We start from the raw sequence: 19,010 nt of genomic DNA on the forward strand, positions 1-19,010 counted from the left end.
GGTCGAAACGTAATTTACAGTAGAGAGGTGTCCGGACTCGGTCAATCTCCGGGCGGATATTCCTGCTTGAGAATAAATCCGACGGGACGGGCGGCCCTCTGCTGTTTGTGCGGACCGGTGTTTCCGTGGGCACCGGCCGGTACAATAGGCGGCTCACGCAACTTCTTTACGAAAGGTGTCGAAGGTCGCGGCGTCCCGGCACAGCCCCCTCAACTGCTCGCACAGGTGGGTGGCGAGGTCGGGGTCGGCGACCCTGACCGCACCGTCGCGGCGTCCGAGGCGGGTGTAGGCGTGCAGGTACACCACGGCCGCCTCGTAGACGGTCATCTCCGGCAGCGGCTCGTCGGCTTCCATGTGCTGTACCTGGTCCGTGCTCCCCACACGAATGCGCTGGCCTGCCTGGTGGGCTTGCTCCAGAGCCGCCAGGGTGTACCGCCCGTAGGAGGTGAGGGGAAGATCGGGGATCCACAGGGTCGTCAGGGTGAGGCCGTGAGAGGCGAACTCCGCGCGTTCGACGGTGCGCCTCTCGCGTTCTTGGAGGAGCAGCTCCTCGGCCAAGTCGGCCCTGCCCTGGTACCAGGCGATCCAGGCCGGGGTGGTGGGTACCACGTGGTCGCGGCGCAGGAGCCGGTAGCACCGTGCTCCCCGCACCTGGAGATCCCTGCGGTCCCGAGTGTCGGTCTCAGCGAGGGCCAACTCGTCGTCGGTCAGGTGCTGACCCGTGGCAGCTGCGGTACGCAGCACATCGAACAGGGAGAGGGGCTGCTTCCGGCGGCGCAACAGCCGGACCAGGGAGGAGGTGGAGAACCGGGTGTAGCCCTTGCTGCTGTACTCGGCCTGGACGATGCCGTCCTCGGCCAGGCGTGTCAGCTTCGCGCCGGTCAGACCGGTGAGGTGGCGTGCTTCATCGCGAGTGACGTAGGACAGGTGGGCGGTCTCGGCCAACAGGTCAGCGCGGGTTCGCACCGCGGTCAGGTCGCGGGGAGCGGATACGGTCACAGGTTTCCTTGTTCCTGGTCGGGGAGGGCATGAATGCCGTGGTCCGCCGTTGCCGGGCGGGCCACGGGACTGTCGCTGCACGCGGTCACGGGGACTGGTTGAGGAAGGCGCGGACCTCAGCGAGGTCGTGGAGGATCACGGTGTCCCCGTTGAGCGGTGTGAGTGCGTAGACCGCTCCGAGGAATCTCTTCTGACGGGTCAGGACGTAGCCCTGCTGGGCGGCGCTCCACCGGGCACCGTCGAAGCCGGTCGGAGTACGGACGCCCCGGAGGCCGGTGCCGGTGAGCCGGGGAAGCCTCATGCGTCCCTCCCCGGTACCCGTGGGAGCTCGGCGAAGGCCCCGGTTCCTACGGGCAGCCGCCCCCAGCTGGTGGCGAGGGCGTCCACGAGCACCAGCCCTCGGCCGTGCTCGGCGGTGAGGGCAGGGGTACGGCGCAGAGGAGTGCGTCCGGACAGGGGACCGGCGTCGCGTACCTCCAGCCGGATCCGGTCGGGGAGAAGCAGGAGACGAGTCGCGAACTGCCCGCCCGGCTGGCCACTGCGGGTATGGCACACAGCGTTGGAGGCCAGTTCCGAGGCCACCAGCGTGAGCGTTTCGGGGACGGCGACCTGCCACTGGGCGCAGGTCCACTCGGACCACTCGCGTACGCGCGCCGCCGAGTCCGGAACACCGGGGAAGGACCTTCGCGCGACCGCCTGTGCGGTGCGAAGGCGGGTGGTGGTCATGGCGGGCCCACCGCCCGGCGAGCCGGTTTCCGGCGTGGGCGTCACTTCACTAGCCCGATGCAGGATGCGCGGACACCCTCCGGGAAGCCGGGGACCGTCTTCCTGCGGCTGGGTACGCGGAGTACGGGAAGGAATCCCTGATTCGGTAGGATTTGCCACGTTCTCACCTCTGACGCATTCGGTGGGAGCCGTTCCCGGGGCTGGTGGCACAGCTGCCGGGGTTTCTTGTGCCGACGCTTCCCGCCGGGGTGCCCATCGTCCAAGGTGAGGAAGTTCGCCTCAATGGCTTTACGTGCATCGATCGCTAGTTGGTCGAACTAGTACAAGAATGTAGAAGGACTCTGTAAAGTTCTACACATGCCTGAGAAGACACTGTCAGCATGGGTCACCTTCGGGAAGGAGCTCCGTCGGCTGCGGGATCGTCGTGGTCTTACGCTGGACCAGGCGGCCGAGGCGACCGGCTACGGTGTGTCAACCATCAGTAAATATGAGAACGCCTATCGTGCACCAAAAAGGGACTTTCTGAACGAGGCTGAAGCCTTGTTCAGTACAAACGGTGACCTTCTCCGTCGTTGGGCTGAGGCGAAGCGGGCCGAGGAGGACCCCGACTGGCACCGAAAGATCGTCACGGCCGAAGAGCAGGCGTCGGGGATCCAGATATGGAATCCGGCTCTTGTTCCGGGTATGTTCCAAACGCCCGACTACGCGCGCCAGATCTTCCGTGACGGTCGGCCTCTGGACACGTCCGAGGAGATCGACCGGCTCGTGGAGCTGAGGGCCAGCCGTCTCGACGCGCTGAGGGAGATGAACAACCCGCGCCTGGTCGCGATCCTCGCCGAGGCGGTCGTCCGTGCCCGTGTCGGCTCGCCCGCGGTGATGAAGGAACAACTGGATCATCTCCTCGACCTGGACTCCGCCGGGGTCGTGAGAATCTTGATCCTGCCAGCGGACACTCCGTACTACGGGGGAGCCGCTGGCCCGTTCCGGCTGCTGTCCTTCAAGGAGCGCGAGACGCTCGTCGAAGTCGAGCACGCCTCCGGTGGTGAGCTGCTCGGCGGGGACACCGTGACCCGGCTTCTGGCCGTGTACGGGGAGCTACAAACGTGGGCGCTACCCCCTGTAGCCTCACATGATGTGATTTCGAGAGCCATGGGAGGCTTGGAGTGATCGACCTGACCAACGGGTGGCACAAGTCCAGCTACAGCGGAGCCCAGGGTGAGTGCGTCGAGGTCAACGAGACTGCGGCTCCGAAGGCCGTCTTCGTCAGGGACACCCAGAACCGGGAGCTGGGCTGCCTGTCCTTTCCCGGCAAGGAATGGGGCGTGTTCCTCGGCGCTGCGCTCTCCCGTTAGCCCCCGCCGAAAGTGAACAGCCCTGCCGGGTTTTGAGGCAGGGCTGTTCTTTTTCTGGCTGCATCAGCCCGCTGGCCTTCCCTGGGGTCAGTCCTGCTGGCAATCTGGTGCTGCGTGTGTTCTGAAAAAATTATGCGCCTCCTCTTCAGGCCCTTGGTGAGTACTGTCCCGTGCTGACGCTCGCTCTCTGCTCGCACCGGCATATGCGCAGGCGGGGGCGAGTTCAGTCGGGGTTCAGTGGGAGCGGTGAGCAAGGCCTCACGGGCTCCCCGTGCGTGTGCCCTTGGCTGTTTCTTTACCTCCTCGCCCGTGGACTGAGACCGTTCTGAGCAGGTTCAGAATGCGAACTGAACCCGTTGTGAACCCTGCCTGAGAACAGCCCCGTATTCCATGCGGATGTCATTTCCCGCCCGTATCCGAGGGGGCATCCGTGGCTTTCGCGCCGTCACCGCTGGCAGTCGTCGAGAACGGCTTCATCCGTCTGGCACCCACCCACCTGACCCTCCGGGGGACCGACGTCCACCCCTGGCTCCAGGACCGCATCTACTCCCTGTACGAGCTGCGCGACGTCCTGATGGACGAGGGCACCCCGCACGAGGTGCGCGACGCGGTCTGGCGGCACACCATCCGTGCCGCCCGCCTGTCCCAGGACTGGATGGTCGGTGCGCTCGGGCTGTGCATGCCCGCACTGCGCTCCACGGCCAGAAGGACCTGCCGAGGCCTGACCGCGGCCGGGGTGGACGCGGTGGAATCGGCAATCGTGTCCGAGGTGATCCACCGGATCCGCACCATCAACCTGCGCTACGCCCGGCTGGCCTGGTACTTGGCCGCCGAGTAGCCGGGGGGTGAGGGATGTTGGGGGCGGACGTGGCGGTACAGGGCCTGTGTCCGCCCCTGGTGGGCGGACGCGGGGCCACACGAACGCGGGTCGTCACGGCCACGGGATGGCAAAATGCTTCGGGAGGTGGTCCTCCACCTGTACTGGACCTTGCGCTGGGGAGCACACACGGAGCATGTCAGGCCCCGATCCGGGTCCGGCGCCTCGTCTGTTCGACTCGCGTACCCCGTCTGACCTGGGGTTTTGTGGTGCACCCGGCAGGATTCGAACCTGCGACCATCGGATTAGAAGTCCGGTGCTCTATCCACTGAGCTACGGGTGCCTGATTCAATTGTCGCCCGCCATGGCAGGTCGTGACCACGCTGTTACCCGTGGTTGCGAGAGGATGTTGCTCGCCGGGGGCGGGTGGGAGCCGGGTGGTGGGCCTACGGCCGGGGGTCCCGTGTCGTGGAGCCGGTGGCGTCCCGGGCAGACATTCTAGAGTATTCGCCAGATGTCGCCCACAGGCGGGCAAAGCCTCATCAACTACGGTGATTCGTAGTTGCTTCTCGTTACCACGCGCGTTCCACCAAATCGGTCGCTATGGGCCTCGCGCACCACGTTACCGGTGATTAACTCCTGGTGTGGCGCTGTGCCCCGGGCGTTTCGCGAAGTCCTGTCCGCCGGGGTCAGAACATCCACCACTGACCTGCGAAGACCATCAGCACGGCCATCATGGTCGCCATGTGAGCCACCTGCGTTCATTTGGCTACTCTGCGTGCTTGGTAGATACGGAGAGTAACAAACGTGTGCTGTGGGGCGGGGAACGTCGCCGAGGACCACGCCGACGCGGCTAACGTGGTCGAGTGCGATCTCTGGGACTGGTGGCGGGCTTCCTGCTCGACAAGGCGGTGCCCGACCCGCGCAGGGGGCACCCGGTCGCCCTGTACGGGCGTGCCGCGGGATGGTGGGAGGAACGCGTCCACGGCGACTCCCGGGCGCGTGGCGCCCTGTTCACGGCCGGTGCCGTGCTCCCCGTCGTGGCCGTCGGCTCCCTGGTGCGGGGTGGCACCGCGACGGCGGCCACCACCTGGGCCGTGCTCGGCGGCAGCATGCTGTGCCGCGAGGCGGACCGGATCGCCGACGCGTTGGAACGAGGCGACCTCGCACGGGCGAGGGAGCTCCTGCCGAACCTGTGCGGCAGGGACCCCTCCGAGCTCGACGAGGACGGGATCGCCCGTGCGGTGGTCGAGTCGGTCGCCGAGAACACCTCCGACGCCGTGACCGGCCCCCTGGTCTGGGGTGCGCTGGGCGGCGTGGCGGGCCTGGCGGGTTTCCGCGCGGTCAACACCCTGGACGCCATGGTCGGCCACCGCGATGAGCGCTACGAACGGTTCGGCTCCGCCTCGGCGCGGCTGGACGACCTCGCCGGGTGGGGCCCGGCGAGGTTGACCGCGCTCCTGGCCGTCCTGGCCGCACCCGTGGTGGGCGGCGACGTCCGCACGGCGTGGCGTGTGTGGCGGCGTGACGGCGACAGGCACCCCAGCCCGAACGCCGGACAGTGCGAGGCCGCCTTCGCGGGCGCGCTCGGCAGGACCCTGGGCGGCGTCAACGTCTACCGCGGACACGAGGACCGCCGACCCACGATGGGGGAGGGGCCCCGCGCGGGGACGGCCGACATCCGCCGTGCCGTCCGTCTCGCGCGGACGGTCCACCTGGGCGCCCTGGCCGTGGCCGCGACGGTGGCCGGCGCCGACACGGGTCCGGCTCAGGCAGCCAGACCGCGCACGTAGTTCACCTGCTGGTGGACCCAACCCACCATGCTCGGGTGGGTCACCATGATCGACGTGCTGTAGTACCGGTCCGGCCCCTGCACGGTGACCTGCACGTGCCCGATGGTCCTCTCCTCCTTGACCAGGAGGAAGAGCAGCCCGAGCAGGCAGGTCCACCAGAAGACCAGGATGGCCACGACGACGGCCCAGGCGGGGGTACTCCGGTCGGTGCGGCTCATGTCGTTCACTGTCCACACCGTTCCCCTGATCGGGAAGCGCCCGGCGGGGGTCATCACGGTGTGCTGGGAGAACGCGATCTCGCCGATGGTGCCGAGAGGGGCGTCGTCGCCGTGTCCGGGCTGGGGGACGGGCACGTGGCCGCCGGTGTGCGCACCGTGGGGCTCCATCGCACCGCCCTGGTGGTACCCCGGGGGGAGACCCCAGCCGGGGGGCCCGCCGCCCGGCTGGTGCCACGGTTCGCCCGGTCCGAGGTTCGGATACTCGTCCATGCCGCGATTGTGTCAAAGGGCCGGGACCCCCAGGGCCGTTTTCCCGACGCCGCCACCGCTCCGTCCCAGCTGCGCGGGCGTCCCGGGGCCGTGACCGGATGTGGCCACTCCCGGGCCCTCCGTGCTGGCCTCCTCCCGGTCCGCGTCGTGGGGTCCGGGCTGCGTGTGGTGCCCATCACCTCAAACCCCTCGGTTTTCTGGTACGGGGTCCCGGAGTCCGCCAAAACATGAAACTCTTTCGCGATTTCCTCCTCCATGCCTAGCATGCCGCTGATCCATCGCCCGTACCCCCAGGTGGTGACAGCTCGTGTTCCCCTCACTCCGACGACGGCTCCGCGCCGGTGCCTCGGGTACCGCCCTGGCGATGACCGCGGCCACGGTCGCCGTCCTACCCGCCGCCCCCGAGGCCCTCGCGGCGCCCGAACCCGACTACTGTGCCCCCAACGGCTGCCACGACATCCTTCCCCCGGGCCAGAACGGCAGCGCCACACTCGTCGAGATCCTCGGCCACCAGGTCTTCGGTACCCGGCCCCGGCACTCCTCCAGCCAGCTCGACATGTACGACAACCTCGTCCACCACTACGACGGCCTCACCGAGGAGGGCCTGGACGACTTCTTCCTCGACGCCGGCTTCGGCGTCGACCCCGACGACGTGGGGCGCCGTTACCAGCCGCGCGAGGACGTCACCATCACCCGCGACGCCAGCCACGGCATCCCGCACATCCGGGGGACCACGCGCGAGGGCACCATGTTCGGCGCCGGCTACGCCGCCGCGGAGGACCGCCTCTTCCTCATGGACGTGCTGCGCCGGGTCGGCCGCGGCCAGCTCACCTCCTTCGCCGGAGGCGCCGAGGGCAACCGGGGCCTGGAACAGGACCTGTGGCGCACCGCCCCCTACACCGAGGAGGACAAACAGGCGCAGATCGACCGGGTCGCCGCCAGCGGAGAGCGCGGCGCGCGGGCCCTCGCCGACGTCGAGACCTACCTGGAGGGCGTCAACGCCTACGTCGAGGAGTCCCAGAACGACCGTGACTACCCCGGTGAGTACGTCCTGACCGGCCACAAGGACGCCATCACCAACACCGGGGAGATCGAGCCCTTCACCCCCACCGACGTCGTCGGCATCGCCGCCATGGTCGGCGGCATCTTCGGCGGCGGTGGCGGCGGCGAGGTCCGGGCGGCCATCGTGCGCGCCAACTTCCAGGACCGCTACGGCGCGGAGAGGGGCGCCGAACTCTACGACGCCTGGCGGATGGAGAACGACCCCGAGGCCCTGGTCAGCGTCGACGGCGAGTTCCCCTACGGCGGCACCCCCGAGGCCCCGGCCGGCGAGGTCGTGCCCGACCCCGGCTCCGTCGAGCCCTACGACATCGTCCACGACGAGCACGGCTCCGCCCTCAGCGGCGAGACGGCCGAGCAGCCCGCCCCGCTCGCGAGCGCCGCGGAGGAACCCGAGGAGGGCGCCGACGCGCCCACCGTCGAGGACCTGACCGAGGGGCAGCGCGAGGAACTGGAGCGGATGGTCGAGGACGAGGACCTGTCCGCGGTCGAGGGCGTGTTCGACGACGGCGTCCTCCCCGAAGGCTTCATGGAGCCGCGCGGCATGTCCAACGCCCTCCTGGTCTCGGGTGAGCACACCGAGAGCGGCAACCCCGTCGCCGTGATGGGCCCCCAGACCGGCTACTTCGCACCGCAGCTGCTCATGCTCCAGGAACTCCGGGGGCCGGGTATCAGCGCGCGCGGCGCCTCCTTCGCGGGTGTGAGCTTCTACGTCCAGATGGGGCGCGGGGTCGACTACGCCTGGAGCGCCACCTCGGCGGGCCAGGACCTCACCGACACCTTCGCGGTCGACCTGTGTGAGACCGACGGCTCCGCGCCCACCACCGACTCGCGCGCCTACGTGGACGGTTCCGGCGCCTGTGTCCCCTTCGAGGAGCTGAGCGTCACCAACGAGTGGTCCCCCACGGTGGCCGACGGTACCCCGGCGGGCGGCTACACGCTGACCTCCCTGCGCTCGGAGTTCGGCCTGGTGCACTCGTTCGCGACCGTGGACGGCGACCCCGTGGCGTTCACGACGCTGCGTTCCACCTACATGCGCGAGGTCGACTCCATCATCGGGTTCCAGCGTTTCAACGACCCCGACGCGGTCACCTCCGCGGAGGACTTCGTCGACGCGGCCTCGGACATCGGCTACGCCTTCAACTGGCACTACGTCGACGACGAGGACATCGCCTTCGTCAACTCCGGTGCCAACCCGGTCCGGACCGAGGGCACCAACCCCAACATGCCGATCGACGCCTACTCCGACTCGGGGTGGTCCGGTTGGGACCCCGAGACGAACGGGGCCGATTACCACCCCCAGGAGGACCACCCGCACGCGATCAACCCCGACTACGTCGTCAACTGGAACAACAAGCCCGCCCGGGGCTACACCTCCGGCTGGGCGACCGGCCCGGTGCACCGCGGCGACCTGCTCGACGGCCGCGTCTCCGCGCTGATCGCCGACGGGCACCGGTTCACCACCGCCAGCCTCACCCGGGTGATGATGGAGGCCGGCGTCGCCGACCTGCGTGCCCAGGAGGTCCTCCCGCTCCTGCTGGAGGTCATCGGCACCGAGGCCGTGGACGACCCCGAGCTGGCCTCCGCCGTGGAGGGCCTGCGGAGCTGGCACGAGTCCGGTTCCCTGCGCCGCGAGCCCTTCCGCGACGCCGGGTACTACTCCCACGCCGACGCCATCCGCACACTGGACGCCTGGTGGCCCCTGCTGGTCCGGGCCCAGTTCGAACCGGGCCTGGGAGGGGACCTCTACACCGAGCTCGCCAGGGCCGCGCAGATCGACGAGTCCCCCTCGGGCGCCATCGGCGGCGGTGACGCCGGAAGCGTCAACCAGGCCCAGCCCCACCGGGGCTCGGCGTTCCAGTACGGCTGGTGGTCCTACGTGCACAAGGACCTGCGCGCCGTGCTCGGCCGGGAGGTGGACGGGCCGCTGGGCGAGGCCTACTGCGGTGGCGGCGACCTGGACGCCTGTCGCACGGTGCTGCTGGACACCCTGGCCCAGGCCGCGGACACCCCGGCGGGGGAGGTCTACCCCGGCGACGGGCACTGCGCCGCGGGCGACCAGCTCTGCGCCGACACGGTGATCCACCAGGCGGTCGGCGGTATCGGCATGTGGCCGATCGCGTGGCAGAACCGGCCCACGTACCAGCTCGTCTACCAGTTCTCCGGCGGACGGTAGGACGGGCGGAGCGGACGCGGCCCGCGGTGGTCCTGAGCGGGTGCCACCGGGGGCCGCGGTCCGTGCGTCACGGCCTGGGAACACTGACGCGGATCGCGTGCTTCGTCGGGCTTGTGTGGGTAGCGTAAGTGTTACCCGGAACACAGCGGGAGGGTCGCAGGAACATGGAAGCCTGGTTGATCTGGCTCATCCTCGCCATCGGCCTGGGAGTCGCCGAGGTCTTCACCCTGACGTTCGTGCTGGGCCTCCTGGCGGTCGCGGCCCTGGTCGCCGCCCTCCTCGGCGCCATCGGACTCCCCGTCGCCGTGCAGATCATCGGTTTCACCGCCACCGCGGCGGCCGGAATCTACCTCGTCCGACCGATCATGCAGCGCCAGATGAGGGGCGGCCCCACCACCAGGTCGGGCGCCGAGGCCCTCGTCGGACGCTCGGCCGTCGTCCTCCAGCAGGTCGACGGCGACCAGGGCAGGATCAAACTCTCCGGTGAGGAGTGGTCCGCCCGCTGCATCGACGAGGACCTGGTGATTCCGGTGGGCACGCGCGTCGACGTCATGGAGATCGACGGCGCGACCGCCGTGGTCTACCCGCGCGAGGCACTGCCCTGAACCCAGCCACAGCCACGTCCCCAGCCCTAGGCCAGGTGCAGCAGAACATGGAATCGACCATCGTCCTCATCATCCTCGCGGTCGTCGTCGTGGCCGTCGCCCTGTCGGCGATCCGCATCGTCCCGCAGGCCAGGGCGTACAACATCGAGCGCTTCGGCCGCTACACACGCACACTCGGTCCGGGCCTGAACTTCCTCATCCCGGGCGTCGATCGCGTCAACACCAGGTTCGACCTCCGCGAACAGGTCTTCACCTCGCGCCCGCAGCCGGTGATCACCGAGGACAACCTGGTCGTCAACATCGACACCGTCCTCTACTACCAGATCACCGAACCCAAGGCCGCGGCCTACGAGGTCGCCCACTACATCCAGGCCATCGACCAGCTGACGGTCACCACTCTGCGCAACGTCATCGGTTCCATGGACCTGGAGCGCACACTCACCTCCCGCGAGGAGATCAACACCCGCCTGCGCGGTGTTCTGGACGAGACCACCGGCAAGTGGGGCATCCGCATCAACCGGGTCGAGATCAAGGCCATCGATCCCCCTCCCACCATCAAGGAGGCGATGGAGAAGCAGATGCGGGCCGACCGCGACAAGCGCGCTGCCATCCTCCACGCCGAGGGTGAGCGCCAGTCCCGCATCCTCAAGGCCGAGGGCGCCCGCCAGCAGGCCATCCTGGAGGCCCAGGGCGACCAGCAGGCCGCGATCCTGCGCGCCGACGGTGAGGCCCAGGCGATCGAGCGGGTGTTCCAGGCCGTGCATGCCAACAACGCCGACGCCAAGCTGCTCGCCTACAAGTACCTGGAGACCCTGCCGAGCCTCGCGCAGGGCGAGGGCAACACCTTCTGGGTGATCCCGGGCGAGCTCACCGAGGCGGTCAAGAACGTCTCGCACGCCTTCTCCGGGGACGCGTCCCAGGCGGAGGCGCCCTCCACGGAGAAGGAGGACGAGACAGCCCCGGCCGGTCCGGCGCAGATCAGCGGACCCGACCCCGCCCACTCAGCCTCCTCCCAGGCCGCCGTGGACGCCGCCGAGGCCGCCGAGCGGGCGGTCGCCGACGCCCGCGACGACGTCCGGCGGGCCGGAGCGAGGATCGGTACGACACCGGAGCCGCGCGAGGAGGAGTGACCTCCACGAACGTCGGGGGAGGGCCGACGCCCTCCCCCCTTCCGCGTTCCCCGGGGCGACGGGCTCAGACCAGCAGGAGCTTGCCGGTGGTCCTGCGCGAGGCCAGGTCGCCCTGGGCGGCCCCCGCGTCGGAGAGCGGGTATCGGCCCCCGACCCGTACGTCCAGACGGCCCGCCGACACCAGCTCGAACAGGTCGCGGGCCCGGCCCAGCAACTCCTCGCGGTCGGCCACGAAGTAGGCCAGCGAGGGACGGGTCAGGTACACCGAACCGGCGGAGTTGAGCCGCTGCGGGTCCACCGGGGCCACCGCGCCGGAGGACTGGCCGAACAGCGCCAGCACACCGCGCGGGCGCAGCGAGGCCAGGCTGGCGTCGAAGGTGTCCCGGCCGACGCCGTCGTAGACCGCGGCGACGCCCGCGCCGTCGGTGAGGTCGCGTACCGCCTCGGCCACGGGCGTCTCGGTGTAGCGGATCACCTCGTCCGCACCCGCCTCCCGGGCGACGCGCTCCTTCTCCTCGGTGGACACGGTGCCGATGACGCGCGCGCCGCGCTCCCTGGCCAGCTGGGTGACCAGCCGCCCGGTACCGCCCGCCGCCGCGTGCACCAGCACGGTGTCACCCTCGGCCACCGGGTACACCGAGTGGACGAGGTAGTGGGCGGTCATGCCCTGGAGGAGCAGGGCGGCGGCCTGCTCGGTGGGAACCGCGTCCGGGACGGGGACGACCAGGGACGCCGGGACCACGGCCAGGTCGGCGTAGGCGCCGGGGGACATCGCCCAGCCGACCCGCTGCCCGACGGACAGGTCGGTGACGCCCTCGCCGACGGCGGCGATCACACCGGCGGCCTCCATCCCCGGGACGAAGGGGAACGGGACGTCGTACAGGCCGCTGCGCTGGTAGATGTCGATGAAGTTGACCCCGCGGGCCGCCACGTCGACCAGGACCTCACCGGGGCCCGGCTCCGGATCGGGCCTCTCGGACAGCCTCAGTACCTCGGGTCCGCCGTTCTCCTCGATCACGATGGCACGCATGGGTCCACTGCTCCTTCCGGTCGGTTTCCGGCATCATGTCAGCACGGAGCCGGGACCGGCCACGGCGGGGCGGCGCGGGTCGCCCCGTCTCCTCAGCGTTCCTCGATGATCCGGTGGAGGGAGAAGTCGGCGAAGAAGGCGGCGAGCGGCTGGGTGCCCGGTCCCTTCCGGGTCACGAAACCGACCCTGCGGCGGTCCTCGACGTCCTCGGCGTCGTCGGGGAGGGGGTTCTCGTCCACCGTGGTCAGTACGTGCTCCTCGTTGACCCACAGGGACAGTTCCATGGTGTCGCCTGCCTCGCTGAAGCGGCAGGCCATGGTGACGGTGTTGGTGGGGATGCTCTGGTGGTCGAAGTCGAGGGGATTGTCCGCGTCGTAGCCGGACCCGCCGCGTAGGGACGCGTCGAAGAGCGGGTAGGGCTCGTAGCCCGGTACCTCGGTGGTGTCCGCGAGGACGTTGTCGCCCTCCACCTCACTCATCCGGCGGATCGACGCGCCCAGGCCGTCGTAGCGCACCAGGGCCTCGTACTGGCTGCGACCGTCCTCGCCGTCGTTGTCCCAGCAACGCACGCCGAACAGGGCCTGCTCGGGACCCATGACCGCGTACACGCTGGTGCTGACCAGGACGCTGCCGGGCAGCTCCTCCTCGCGGTCCAGGGACACGACCTCGCCACGACTGGGCTGGTTGGTGGGGTCGAGTGCGAGGATCACGCCCTCCTGCTCGGCCCAGTAGCCGTCGGACTCCCCCTGCTCGTAGGTGTCGCTGACCCAGCCGGGGTCGGAGCTGAAGTCGGGGTTGTACTCGGGGACGGTGTTCTCCGGGATCTTCGGCCCGCCGTTCAGCAGGACCACGCCGCCCACGGCGGCCACCAGGGCGACCGCGCCCACGGCCGCACCGATCACCAGCGCCCTCCCGCGGCGCTTCGGGGAACCGTCGGGGTGGCCGGGCGACGGGTCCGGGCCACCGGGTCCGGGCGGGGTCCCCGGCCCTCCGGGGCCGGAGTGCGCGCCGAAGGCGGGCTGGCCGTACGGCGGGGACGGGTGCGCGCCGTGCATCTGCCGGGTCTGGGCGGGGTACCCGCCCGAGGGGCCGTGGTGGCCCGGCGGCTGCTGGCCCAGTCCGGGGCCCTGCGCGGGGTGCCCGCCGTACGGCGTCGCGGCACCCGAGGGCGGGAGACCCCGGCCCCCGGGCTGGCCCTCCACCCAGGTCTGCTGGACGTACGGGGGCGTGGCAGGCGTCCGGGGCGGTTGCCGCGCCTGGAGGGAACGGCCGTCGGGTGGCGTCACCGCGCCCGGCCGTGGTCCGCCGCCCTGCTGCACTCCGCCCGCGGGCTGGGGGCCGCTCGGTGCCTGGTGGGCGGCGGGTCCGCCCTCCCGCGCCTCGGCTCCCGCGTCTCGGCTCCCGGCGGCGGGGATGACGCCCGGCGGGGCCCACGAGGTGCTGATGGTGCGGTTGACCTCGGTCTCCTCCGGCTCCTCCTGGCCGGTCAGCCGTGCCAGGAGCTGCTTGGAGGTGGGGCGGTTGGCCGGGTCCTTCTCCAGGGCCGAGCCGACCAGGTCGTGCAGGCTCGGGTCCAGGCCGTCCAGGCACGGCGGCGCGGAGGAGATCCTGTGCAGGACCGCGGGCACCGTGGGAGCGTCGAAGGGGGCCGATCCGGTTCCGGCGAACGCCACCAGGCAGCCCCACGCGAAGATGTCGGCGGCGGCGGTGGCCTGCTCGCCCAGGATCAGTTCCGGAGCCAGGTAGGAGGGCGTGCCCATGATCTGGCTGGAGCGGGTGACCGCGTTGCCGGTGTCGTCCAGGGCGCGGGCGATGCCGAAGTCGATGACCTTCGGGCCGACGGGGGAGAGCAGGACGTTCGCGGGCTTGAGGTCGCGGTGGACCACTCCGGAACCGTGGATGGCGGTGAGCGCCGCGGCCACGCCCATGGCCAGGCTCTCCAGGGTGCCGCCCGCCATCGGGCCGTCCTCGCGGACCGCCTCGTCCAGGTTCGGGCCCGGCACGTACTCCGAGACGATGAGGAGCGGCTCGCCCTCCAGGCGCGCGTCGATGACCCCCGCCGTGGAGAAGCGGGCCACGCGGCGGGCGGACTCGACCTCGCGGGCGAAGCGCAGGCGGAAGGACTCGTCGTCGGCCAGGTCGGGGTGGATGAGCTTGACGGCGACGAGGCGGTCGGAGGGGTCCTGGGCGAGGTAGACGGTGCCCATGCCGCCCCGGCCGAGACGGCTCACGATGCGGTAACCGTCGAGTTCGCGCGGGTCCCCCGCACGCAGGGGTTTGCCGCTCTGGTGCCCGTTCGACGTCACAGTTGGGGGTCCCTCACCTGAATCGTGGAGTTCGCGCTAACAGCGTACCGACGCCGGCACGCGGGCGCGTTTCGGACTGCGGCCCTCAGGGTTCCCCGGCGCCGGGCCGGGGGCCGTCGGGCGGGGGCGTGCCGTCCCGCCCCGGAGGGTTCGTGACGGGGTGGTCGTCCGGGCGGGGGTCGCGGGTGCCGGGGGCTGGTCGCCCAGCGTACCGGCCCGGGGTGGACGCGCGGAGGGCGGACGTGTCGCCTTCCGGAGCGGAGGACGCCTCCCACGGCGAAACAGTTCCACGGGAGCCCTGGTTTCGCTAGGGTTAGAACACACGTTCGAACACCTGTCCGCGTCTTCCCCACGGGTGGGTGTCCCGGTGGCGTGTGCCGGGACTGACAGGAGGCGGATGATGCTGAGGGGAAGTGTCGTGGGACGCTACTACGGGGCGGAGGTCACCGTCGTCGAGGACGACGGGCGCCCGGCCCGGTTCACCTGGAACGGCAGGGTGTACGGGGTGCGCAGGATCCTCGAACACTGGGTCACCCTGCGCATGGACTGGGCCCCGGCGCACGGATCCCAGATACCCGAACGCAGGCACTGGCGGGTGGAGGCCGGCACGGCCCAGTCCCAGGGGGTGTACGAACTGCGCCACGACACGGCGACCGGAGCGTGGCTGCTCTCCCGGGTGTGGGGTTAGGGCGCGTCTTTCCGGCTCACCCCAGGTCGGTGGGCAGGAGGCTGTACACGGCCAGGTCGGCGCGGCCCTCGTGCAGCGGCATCGCGCTGCGTTCGACGCCCTCCAGGGTGAACCCGGCGCGCTCCGCGACCCGGCGCGACCCGGTGTTCCCGGTGGCGGCCTTGATCTCCACCCTCCGGAAGCCCTGCTCCAACGCCCAGCGGGAGACGGCCACGGCCCCCTCGGTCGCGTACCCACGACCGCGGCTCCAGGGGGCGGTCCAGTAGCCGACCTCGGTGTTCATCGCGGCCCACTGGACGCGTACCAGGCCCATCGAACCCACCAGCCGACCGGTCGCGCGCTCCACCATGGCCCACTGCTGGCCGTCACCGCCGGTGCGCAGGGCGGGGGCCGTCTCGCGGCACCACGCCTCGGCCTCCTCCCGGGTGTAGGGCACACCGGGGCCGGGGAGGGGGATCCACCTCTGGAGACCGGGGTCGGTGCAGGAGGCGTACACGTCGTCGATGTCGTCCTCGACGAACGCGCGCAGCCGCAGACGCTCGGTCTCCAGGATCACGGACGGCAGGATCTGTCTGTCGTGGGTGGTGGTCACGCCTCTCCCAACGGGTCGGGGAGCGCTCACGATACGCGCCGACCAGGGGAGTCCTCACCGTGTTCTTCACGACACCCGGGGCACCGGGCCCGTCCTCGGAGGGCGCTCCGGGGGACCGCATGCCCGCCGGGCGTCAGCGTCCGCGGGATGGTTCGGGCGTCCACGAACCTCCGTTCCCGGACGCCCGAACCCGGGATCGGGAAGGCCCCGGAGAACGACGCCGGTGCGGTGACCGCCTCACACGCCGTGACGCTTCCGTGCCAAGCGGCAGGCCGAACGGGTACCTCAGCCTGACGCCGCCCGGCTTGGCCAGCGACCACCGCCCGGTGGACCACGTCCACCAGCTGGCGTTTCCCGTGCTCGTGGCGAGTCCCGACGCTCCGGCCTCGCCGTGGGTACACGGTCATCCGAGGGCGGAGCGCTTCAGACACACCGGCGACGTATCCGGTCAGCCCGCTAGGACAGGCCCTCGACGACGCGCTGGCGGACGGCGCTGTCGAACACCTCGGCGAACGCGTTGCCCGGGCACTCGGTCGCCAGCCAGTCGCGGTGCCGCGAGATCGCGTCCCCCGGCGTGACCACGCCCGTACCCGGGTTCACGTACTCGATCCGCCCCGCCGGGTCCAGGCCCGTCAGCGCGCACAGCACACGCAACACGTTGACCAGGGAGTCCTGTGCGGCCCGTGTGGGCAGCTCCTCGGTGAAGTCCCCGAGCAGGCACACGCCCACGTTGCCCTGGTTGAACCCGTAGGCGTGCCCGGCGGTCACCGAACGGGCCCGGCCCGGAAGCGGGAACCCGGAGAAGACCGGTACACCGTCCTCACCCGAGTGGCGGCCCTCGTAGACCACCCCGTCGGGGTCGATGAGTACGTGGTAGCCGATGTCGCCCCAGGCCTGCCGCACCGCGTGCAGGTGGTACACGGCGCGCACGTCCGCCGCGTGGTCGTCCCCCGTCGCCATGGCGGTGTGGTGCACGGTCAGTGCCTGCACCGGGTGGAACTCCGCCTCCCACAGGTTCTCGCCCGCCTCGTCGAAGCGCCAGGACTCGTCGGCGCCCCAGCCCGCGCGGGTACGGAAGGGGATGCGTGCTCGCGTCACCCCGGAGGACTCCGCGGACAGCGACACCAGTGAGGGGCCGCCGAAACGCAGCCCCTCGCCGTCACTCAGGTTCACGGCGGCCGTCTCCCTCCCCGACCGCACCTCGTATCCGACGGCTCCCCGGGGCGCGCGCACCAGCGCACCCGCGACCGGCTCCCGGTCGTCGCGGCCCCCGGCGTGGAGGTGCACCGGCTTCCAGGCACCCAGACCCTCGGCGGTCTCGAAACGCACCGCCGTGTCGGTCTCCTTGGGCCTCCCGGTGACGGCCACCATGTCGAAGCGCAGGTCCGGCCGGACGAGTCCGTCCGAGGCGGAGTTCTCCGCCAGCACCCGCGGGACCACGCGGTCGGTGGACTCCCCGGCCAGGGCGGGGCGTGAGGAGGCGAGCGTGGTGCCCAACGCGGTCATGCCCGCGGCGGCGGTGGCACCGGCCAGAAGGGTGCGTCTGCGCATCGTGGTCCGTTCCTTCGGTTCGTTCGAGGGGCGTCCGGGCGTTGGGGGACCACGAAACCCTTCCACAGCACGGTGATCCACACCACTGACGACAGGCCCGAATCCGTGGTTGGGGACAGCCCCGTGGTGGGGGAAGGGCGGCGATGTCGTAGTGTGCGGTGGTTTCGCCGGGCAACAGGGGACACGCGGAGCGGGAGAGCACATGGACACGAGTCACGACCTGCGCCACCACGGCGACGCCGAGGTCGGCGACGGGCTGCTCGACCTCGCCGTCAACGTGCGGAGCCAGGCGCCTCCGGCCTGGCTGGGCCGACGCGTCGCCGACTCCCTGACGAGCCTCGGCGCCTACCCCGACCCCTCCCGGGCCCGGAACGCGGTCGCCCGGCGCCACGGCCGCGAGACGGACGCCGTCCTGCTCACCGCGGGGGCCGCCGAGGCCTTCGTCCTGCTCGCGCGGGCACTGACCCCCCGGCGGGCGGTCGTCGTGCACCCCCAGTTCACCGAGCCCGAGGCCGCCCTGCGCGCCGCCGGGCACACCGTGGAGCGGGTGCTGCTGCGACCGGACTTCGCGCTCGATCCCGCGCTGGTCCCCGAGGACGCCGACCTGGTCGTGGTGGGCAACCCGACCAACCCCACCTCCGTGCTCCACCCCGGTGCCGTCCTGGCCGGACTGGCGCGCCCGGGCCGCGTGCTGGTCGTGGACGAGGCCTTCGCCGACTGCGTCCCCGGCGAGACCGAGTCGCTCGCCTCCCGCGGCGACCTGCCGGGCCTGGTGGTGGTGCGCAGCCTCACCAAGACCTGGTCGCTGGCCGGACTGCGCGCCGGATACCTGCTCGCCGCTCCCGACCTGGTCGCCCGGCTGGAACGGGCCCAGCCCCTGTGGTCGGTGTCCACGCCCGCTCTGGTCGCGATGGAGGCGTGCTGCGCGCCGGAGGCGGTGGCCGAGGCGGACGCGTGGGCGGTCTCCCTGGCCGCGCACCGCGACGACCTCGCCGAGGGTCTGCGGAGTCTGGGTCTGTCCGTGGTCCCGTCGGCCAGGGCGTCGTTCCTTCTGGTCGGCGCACCGGATGCCGACCGGCTGCGGGCCGGCCTCAGGGAACGGGGGATCGCGGTCCGCCGCGGCGACACCTTCCCCGGCCTCGGGCCGGAGTGGTTCCGTGTGGCGGTGCGCGACCCCGGTACCCATCGCGTCCTCGTCCGCGCCCTGCGTGAACTGCTCGCCGCCCGGGGTTCCGGACGGTGCGTGGAAGCACCGGCCGACCAACCCGGGTGACGTCCGCGTCCGTATCGGGACGAAAGGTGCACGACTGTCGAAGGGGGCGTGCCTTTTGTACCCACCGCGTGCCCGCGCGGACTCTGGCACAGTTGGTGATGACTTGGGCGCGGGGTCCGCGCACGGCGTGGGGCACGGCGGACTACGCTTACCGGTCGATGCCGGATCAGGCGGGGACGGGCCGTCGAGACACCTCTTTCGGGGAGCGATCATGACCAGAGATGACCGCGAGGACGCCCGGCGCGTCGACGAGGGCGAGGACGCGCCCCGCAGGAGGTCCGGCGGCCCCGTACCAGGAGCCGGTCCCCGGCTCGGCGGCCTGCTGGACGGACTCCCCGAGAGCGGGCGCGGCGCCCGGGCCCAGCCCCCACGCGTCCCCGCCGGCAACCCGTTCCGGCAGCCCCCGTCCCAGCCCCCGCCGCCCC

At 71.0% G+C, this 19,010-nt stretch carries 18 protein-coding genes and 1 tRNA gene; 10 read left to right on the forward strand and 9 right to left on the reverse strand.

Going from position 1 to position 19,010, the window contains the following annotated elements; genetic code table 11:
* Positions 1–153 precede the first annotated feature (153 nt).
* The 3 genes from D455_RS32335 to D455_RS31575 all read right to left on the reverse strand — a co-directional run bounded on the left by D455_RS32335 (position 154) and on the right by D455_RS31575 (position 1,725).
* Positions 154–999 (reverse strand): DUF6879 family protein, encoded by an 846-nt coding sequence (locus D455_RS32335; protein ID WP_017573284.1) that lies wholly within the window; start codon positions 997–999, stop codon positions 154–156.
* 85 nt (positions 1,000–1,084) lie between these two features.
* Positions 1,085–1,300, reverse strand: coding sequence for a hypothetical protein (locus D455_RS0124335; protein ID WP_017573285.1), 216 nt, complete (start codon positions 1,298–1,300; stop codon positions 1,085–1,087).
* Positions 1,297–1,725, reverse strand: a complete 429-nt coding sequence (locus D455_RS31575) for an ATP-binding protein (protein WP_017573286.1) — start codon at positions 1,723–1,725, stop codon at positions 1,297–1,299. Before D455_RS31575 ends, D455_RS0124335 begins: the two co-directional genes overlap by 4 nt.
* Before the next feature lie 357 nt (positions 1,726–2,082).
* Between D455_RS31575 and D455_RS0124345 the strand changes: the two genes are divergently transcribed.
* From D455_RS0124345 to D455_RS31580, 3 genes are all read left to right on the forward strand, one after another.
* Entirely contained in the window at positions 2,083–2,892 is an 810-nt protein-coding gene (locus tag D455_RS0124345; protein WP_083922422.1) for a DUF5753 domain-containing protein, read from the forward strand.
* On the forward strand, positions 2,889–3,077 hold the full coding sequence (locus D455_RS0124350; protein WP_017573288.1) for a DUF397 domain-containing protein: 189 nt from the start codon (positions 2,889–2,891) through the stop codon (positions 3,075–3,077). Before D455_RS0124345 ends, D455_RS0124350 begins: the two co-directional genes overlap by 4 nt.
* Positions 3,078–3,507: 430 nt before the next feature.
* Positions 3,508–3,915 (forward strand): hypothetical protein, encoded by a 408-nt coding sequence (locus tag D455_RS31580; RefSeq protein ID WP_017573289.1) that lies wholly within the window; start codon positions 3,508–3,510, stop codon positions 3,913–3,915.
* A gap of 246 nt (positions 3,916–4,161) precedes the next feature.
* Here D455_RS31580 and D455_RS0124360 read toward each other — a convergent pair.
* Positions 4,162–4,237 (reverse strand) — tRNA-Arg (locus D455_RS0124360).
* Between the two features lie 523 nt (positions 4,238–4,760).
* Between D455_RS0124360 and D455_RS0124365 the strand changes: the two genes are divergently transcribed.
* Positions 4,761–5,687, forward strand: a complete 927-nt coding sequence (locus tag D455_RS0124365; RefSeq protein ID WP_017573290.1) for a cobalamin biosynthesis protein — start codon at positions 4,761–4,763, stop codon at positions 5,685–5,687.
* Here D455_RS0124365 and D455_RS0124370 read toward each other — a convergent pair.
* On the reverse strand, positions 5,663–6,175 hold the full coding sequence (locus D455_RS0124370; protein ID WP_017573291.1) for a hypothetical protein: 513 nt from the start codon (positions 6,173–6,175) through the stop codon (positions 5,663–5,665). The genes D455_RS0124365 and D455_RS0124370 overlap by 25 nt on opposite strands.
* 307 nt (positions 6,176–6,482) lie before the next feature.
* Here D455_RS0124370 and D455_RS0124375 point away from each other — a divergent pair, with 307 nt between their 5' ends.
* The 3 genes from D455_RS0124375 (at position 6,483) to D455_RS0124385 (ending at position 11,145) form a co-directional block, all read left to right on the forward strand.
* Positions 6,483–9,410 carry a penicillin acylase family protein gene (locus D455_RS0124375; RefSeq protein ID WP_017573292.1) on the forward strand — a complete coding sequence of 976 codons (2,928 nt, stop codon included), beginning with the start codon at positions 6,483–6,485 and terminating at the stop codon, positions 9,408–9,410.
* A 164-nt stretch (positions 9,411–9,574) separates the two neighbouring features.
* Positions 9,575–10,015 (forward strand): NfeD family protein, encoded by a 441-nt coding sequence (locus tag D455_RS0124380; protein WP_017573293.1) that lies wholly within the window; start codon positions 9,575–9,577, stop codon positions 10,013–10,015.
* A gap of 47 nt (positions 10,016–10,062) precedes the next feature.
* Positions 10,063–11,145, forward strand: coding sequence for an SPFH domain-containing protein (locus D455_RS0124385; RefSeq protein ID WP_017573294.1), 1,083 nt, complete (start codon positions 10,063–10,065; stop codon positions 11,143–11,145).
* 64 nt (positions 11,146–11,209) lie between these two features.
* Here D455_RS0124385 and D455_RS0124390 read toward each other — a convergent pair whose 3' ends face one another.
* Positions 11,210–12,175 (reverse strand): quinone oxidoreductase family protein, encoded by a 966-nt coding sequence (locus D455_RS0124390; RefSeq protein WP_017573295.1) that lies wholly within the window; start codon positions 12,173–12,175, stop codon positions 11,210–11,212.
* 92 nt (positions 12,176–12,267) lie between these two features.
* Positions 12,268–14,481 (reverse strand): serine/threonine-protein kinase, encoded by a 2,214-nt coding sequence (locus D455_RS0124395; RefSeq protein WP_017573296.1) that lies wholly within the window; start codon positions 14,479–14,481, stop codon positions 12,268–12,270.
* A 397-nt stretch (positions 14,482–14,878) separates the two neighbouring features.
* On the opposite strand from D455_RS0124395, the gene D455_RS0124400 reads away from it, so the two are divergent.
* A complete protein-coding gene (locus D455_RS0124400; protein ID WP_017573297.1) occupies positions 14,879–15,169 on the forward strand; it encodes a DUF6504 family protein in 291 nt (96 codons plus the stop codon).
* 16 nt (positions 15,170–15,185) lie between these two features.
* Here D455_RS0124400 and D455_RS0124405 read toward each other — a convergent pair whose 3' ends face one another.
* Positions 15,186–15,761: a GNAT family N-acetyltransferase gene (locus D455_RS0124405; RefSeq protein ID WP_017573298.1), complete on the reverse strand. Its 576-nt coding sequence runs from the start codon at positions 15,759–15,761 to the stop codon at positions 15,186–15,188.
* Between the two features lie 456 nt (positions 15,762–16,217).
* Positions 16,218–17,312 carry a peptidoglycan recognition protein family protein gene (locus tag D455_RS0124410; RefSeq protein ID WP_017573299.1) on the reverse strand — a complete coding sequence of 365 codons (1,095 nt, stop codon included), beginning with the start codon at positions 17,310–17,312 and terminating at the stop codon, positions 16,218–16,220.
* A gap of 202 nt (positions 17,313–17,514) precedes the next feature.
* On the opposite strand from D455_RS0124410, the gene cobC reads away from it, so the two are divergent.
* Together cobC and D455_RS33265 are read left to right on the forward strand one after the other, a co-directional pair.
* Entirely contained in the window at positions 17,515–18,585 is a 1,071-nt protein-coding gene (gene cobC, locus D455_RS31585; RefSeq protein ID WP_017573300.1) for an Rv2231c family pyridoxal phosphate-dependent protein CobC, read from the forward strand.
* A gap of 211 nt (positions 18,586–18,796) precedes the next feature.
* Positions 18,797–19,010 (forward strand): hypothetical protein (locus D455_RS33265; protein ID WP_152487151.1); only part of this gene is annotated, 214 nt, incomplete at its 3' end.

This window comes from Nocardiopsis halotolerans DSM 44410 (genome assembly GCF_000341065.1).
GTDB lineage: Bacteria > Actinomycetota > Actinomycetes > Streptosporangiales > Streptosporangiaceae > Nocardiopsis > Nocardiopsis halotolerans.

What these genes read in the sequence shown, in the direction of transcription:
- D455_RS0124390 (WP_017573295.1), bottom strand. Translation starts at nt 12,175, where the DNA reads ATGCGTGCCATCGTGATCGAGGAGAACGGCGGACCCGAGGTACTGAGG.
- D455_RS0124385 (WP_017573294.1), top strand. Translation starts at nt 10,063, where the DNA reads ATGGAATCGACCATCGTCCTCATCATCCTCGCGGTCGTCGTCGTGGCC.
- D455_RS31575 (WP_017573286.1), bottom strand. Translation starts at nt 1,725, where the DNA reads ATGACCACCACCCGCCTTCGCACCGCACAGGCGGTCGCGCGAAGGTCC.
- D455_RS0124410 (WP_017573299.1), bottom strand. Translation starts at nt 17,312, where the DNA reads ATGCGCAGACGCACCCTTCTGGCCGGTGCCACCGCCGCCGCGGGCATG.
- D455_RS0124335 (WP_017573285.1), bottom strand. Translation starts at nt 1,300, where the DNA reads ATGAGGCTTCCCCGGCTCACCGGCACCGGCCTCCGGGGCGTCCGTACT.
- D455_RS0124345 (WP_083922422.1), top strand. Translation starts at nt 2,083, where the DNA reads ATGCCTGAGAAGACACTGTCAGCATGGGTCACCTTCGGGAAGGAGCTC.
- D455_RS0124380 (WP_017573293.1), top strand. Translation starts at nt 9,575, where the DNA reads ATGGAAGCCTGGTTGATCTGGCTCATCCTCGCCATCGGCCTGGGAGTC.
- D455_RS0124370 (WP_017573291.1), bottom strand. Translation starts at nt 6,175, where the DNA reads ATGGACGAGTATCCGAACCTCGGACCGGGCGAACCGTGGCACCAGCCG.
- D455_RS0124400 (WP_017573297.1), top strand. Translation starts at nt 14,879, where the DNA reads ATGATGCTGAGGGGAAGTGTCGTGGGACGCTACTACGGGGCGGAGGTC.
- cobC (WP_017573300.1), top strand. Translation starts at nt 17,515, where the DNA reads ATGGACACGAGTCACGACCTGCGCCACCACGGCGACGCCGAGGTCGGC.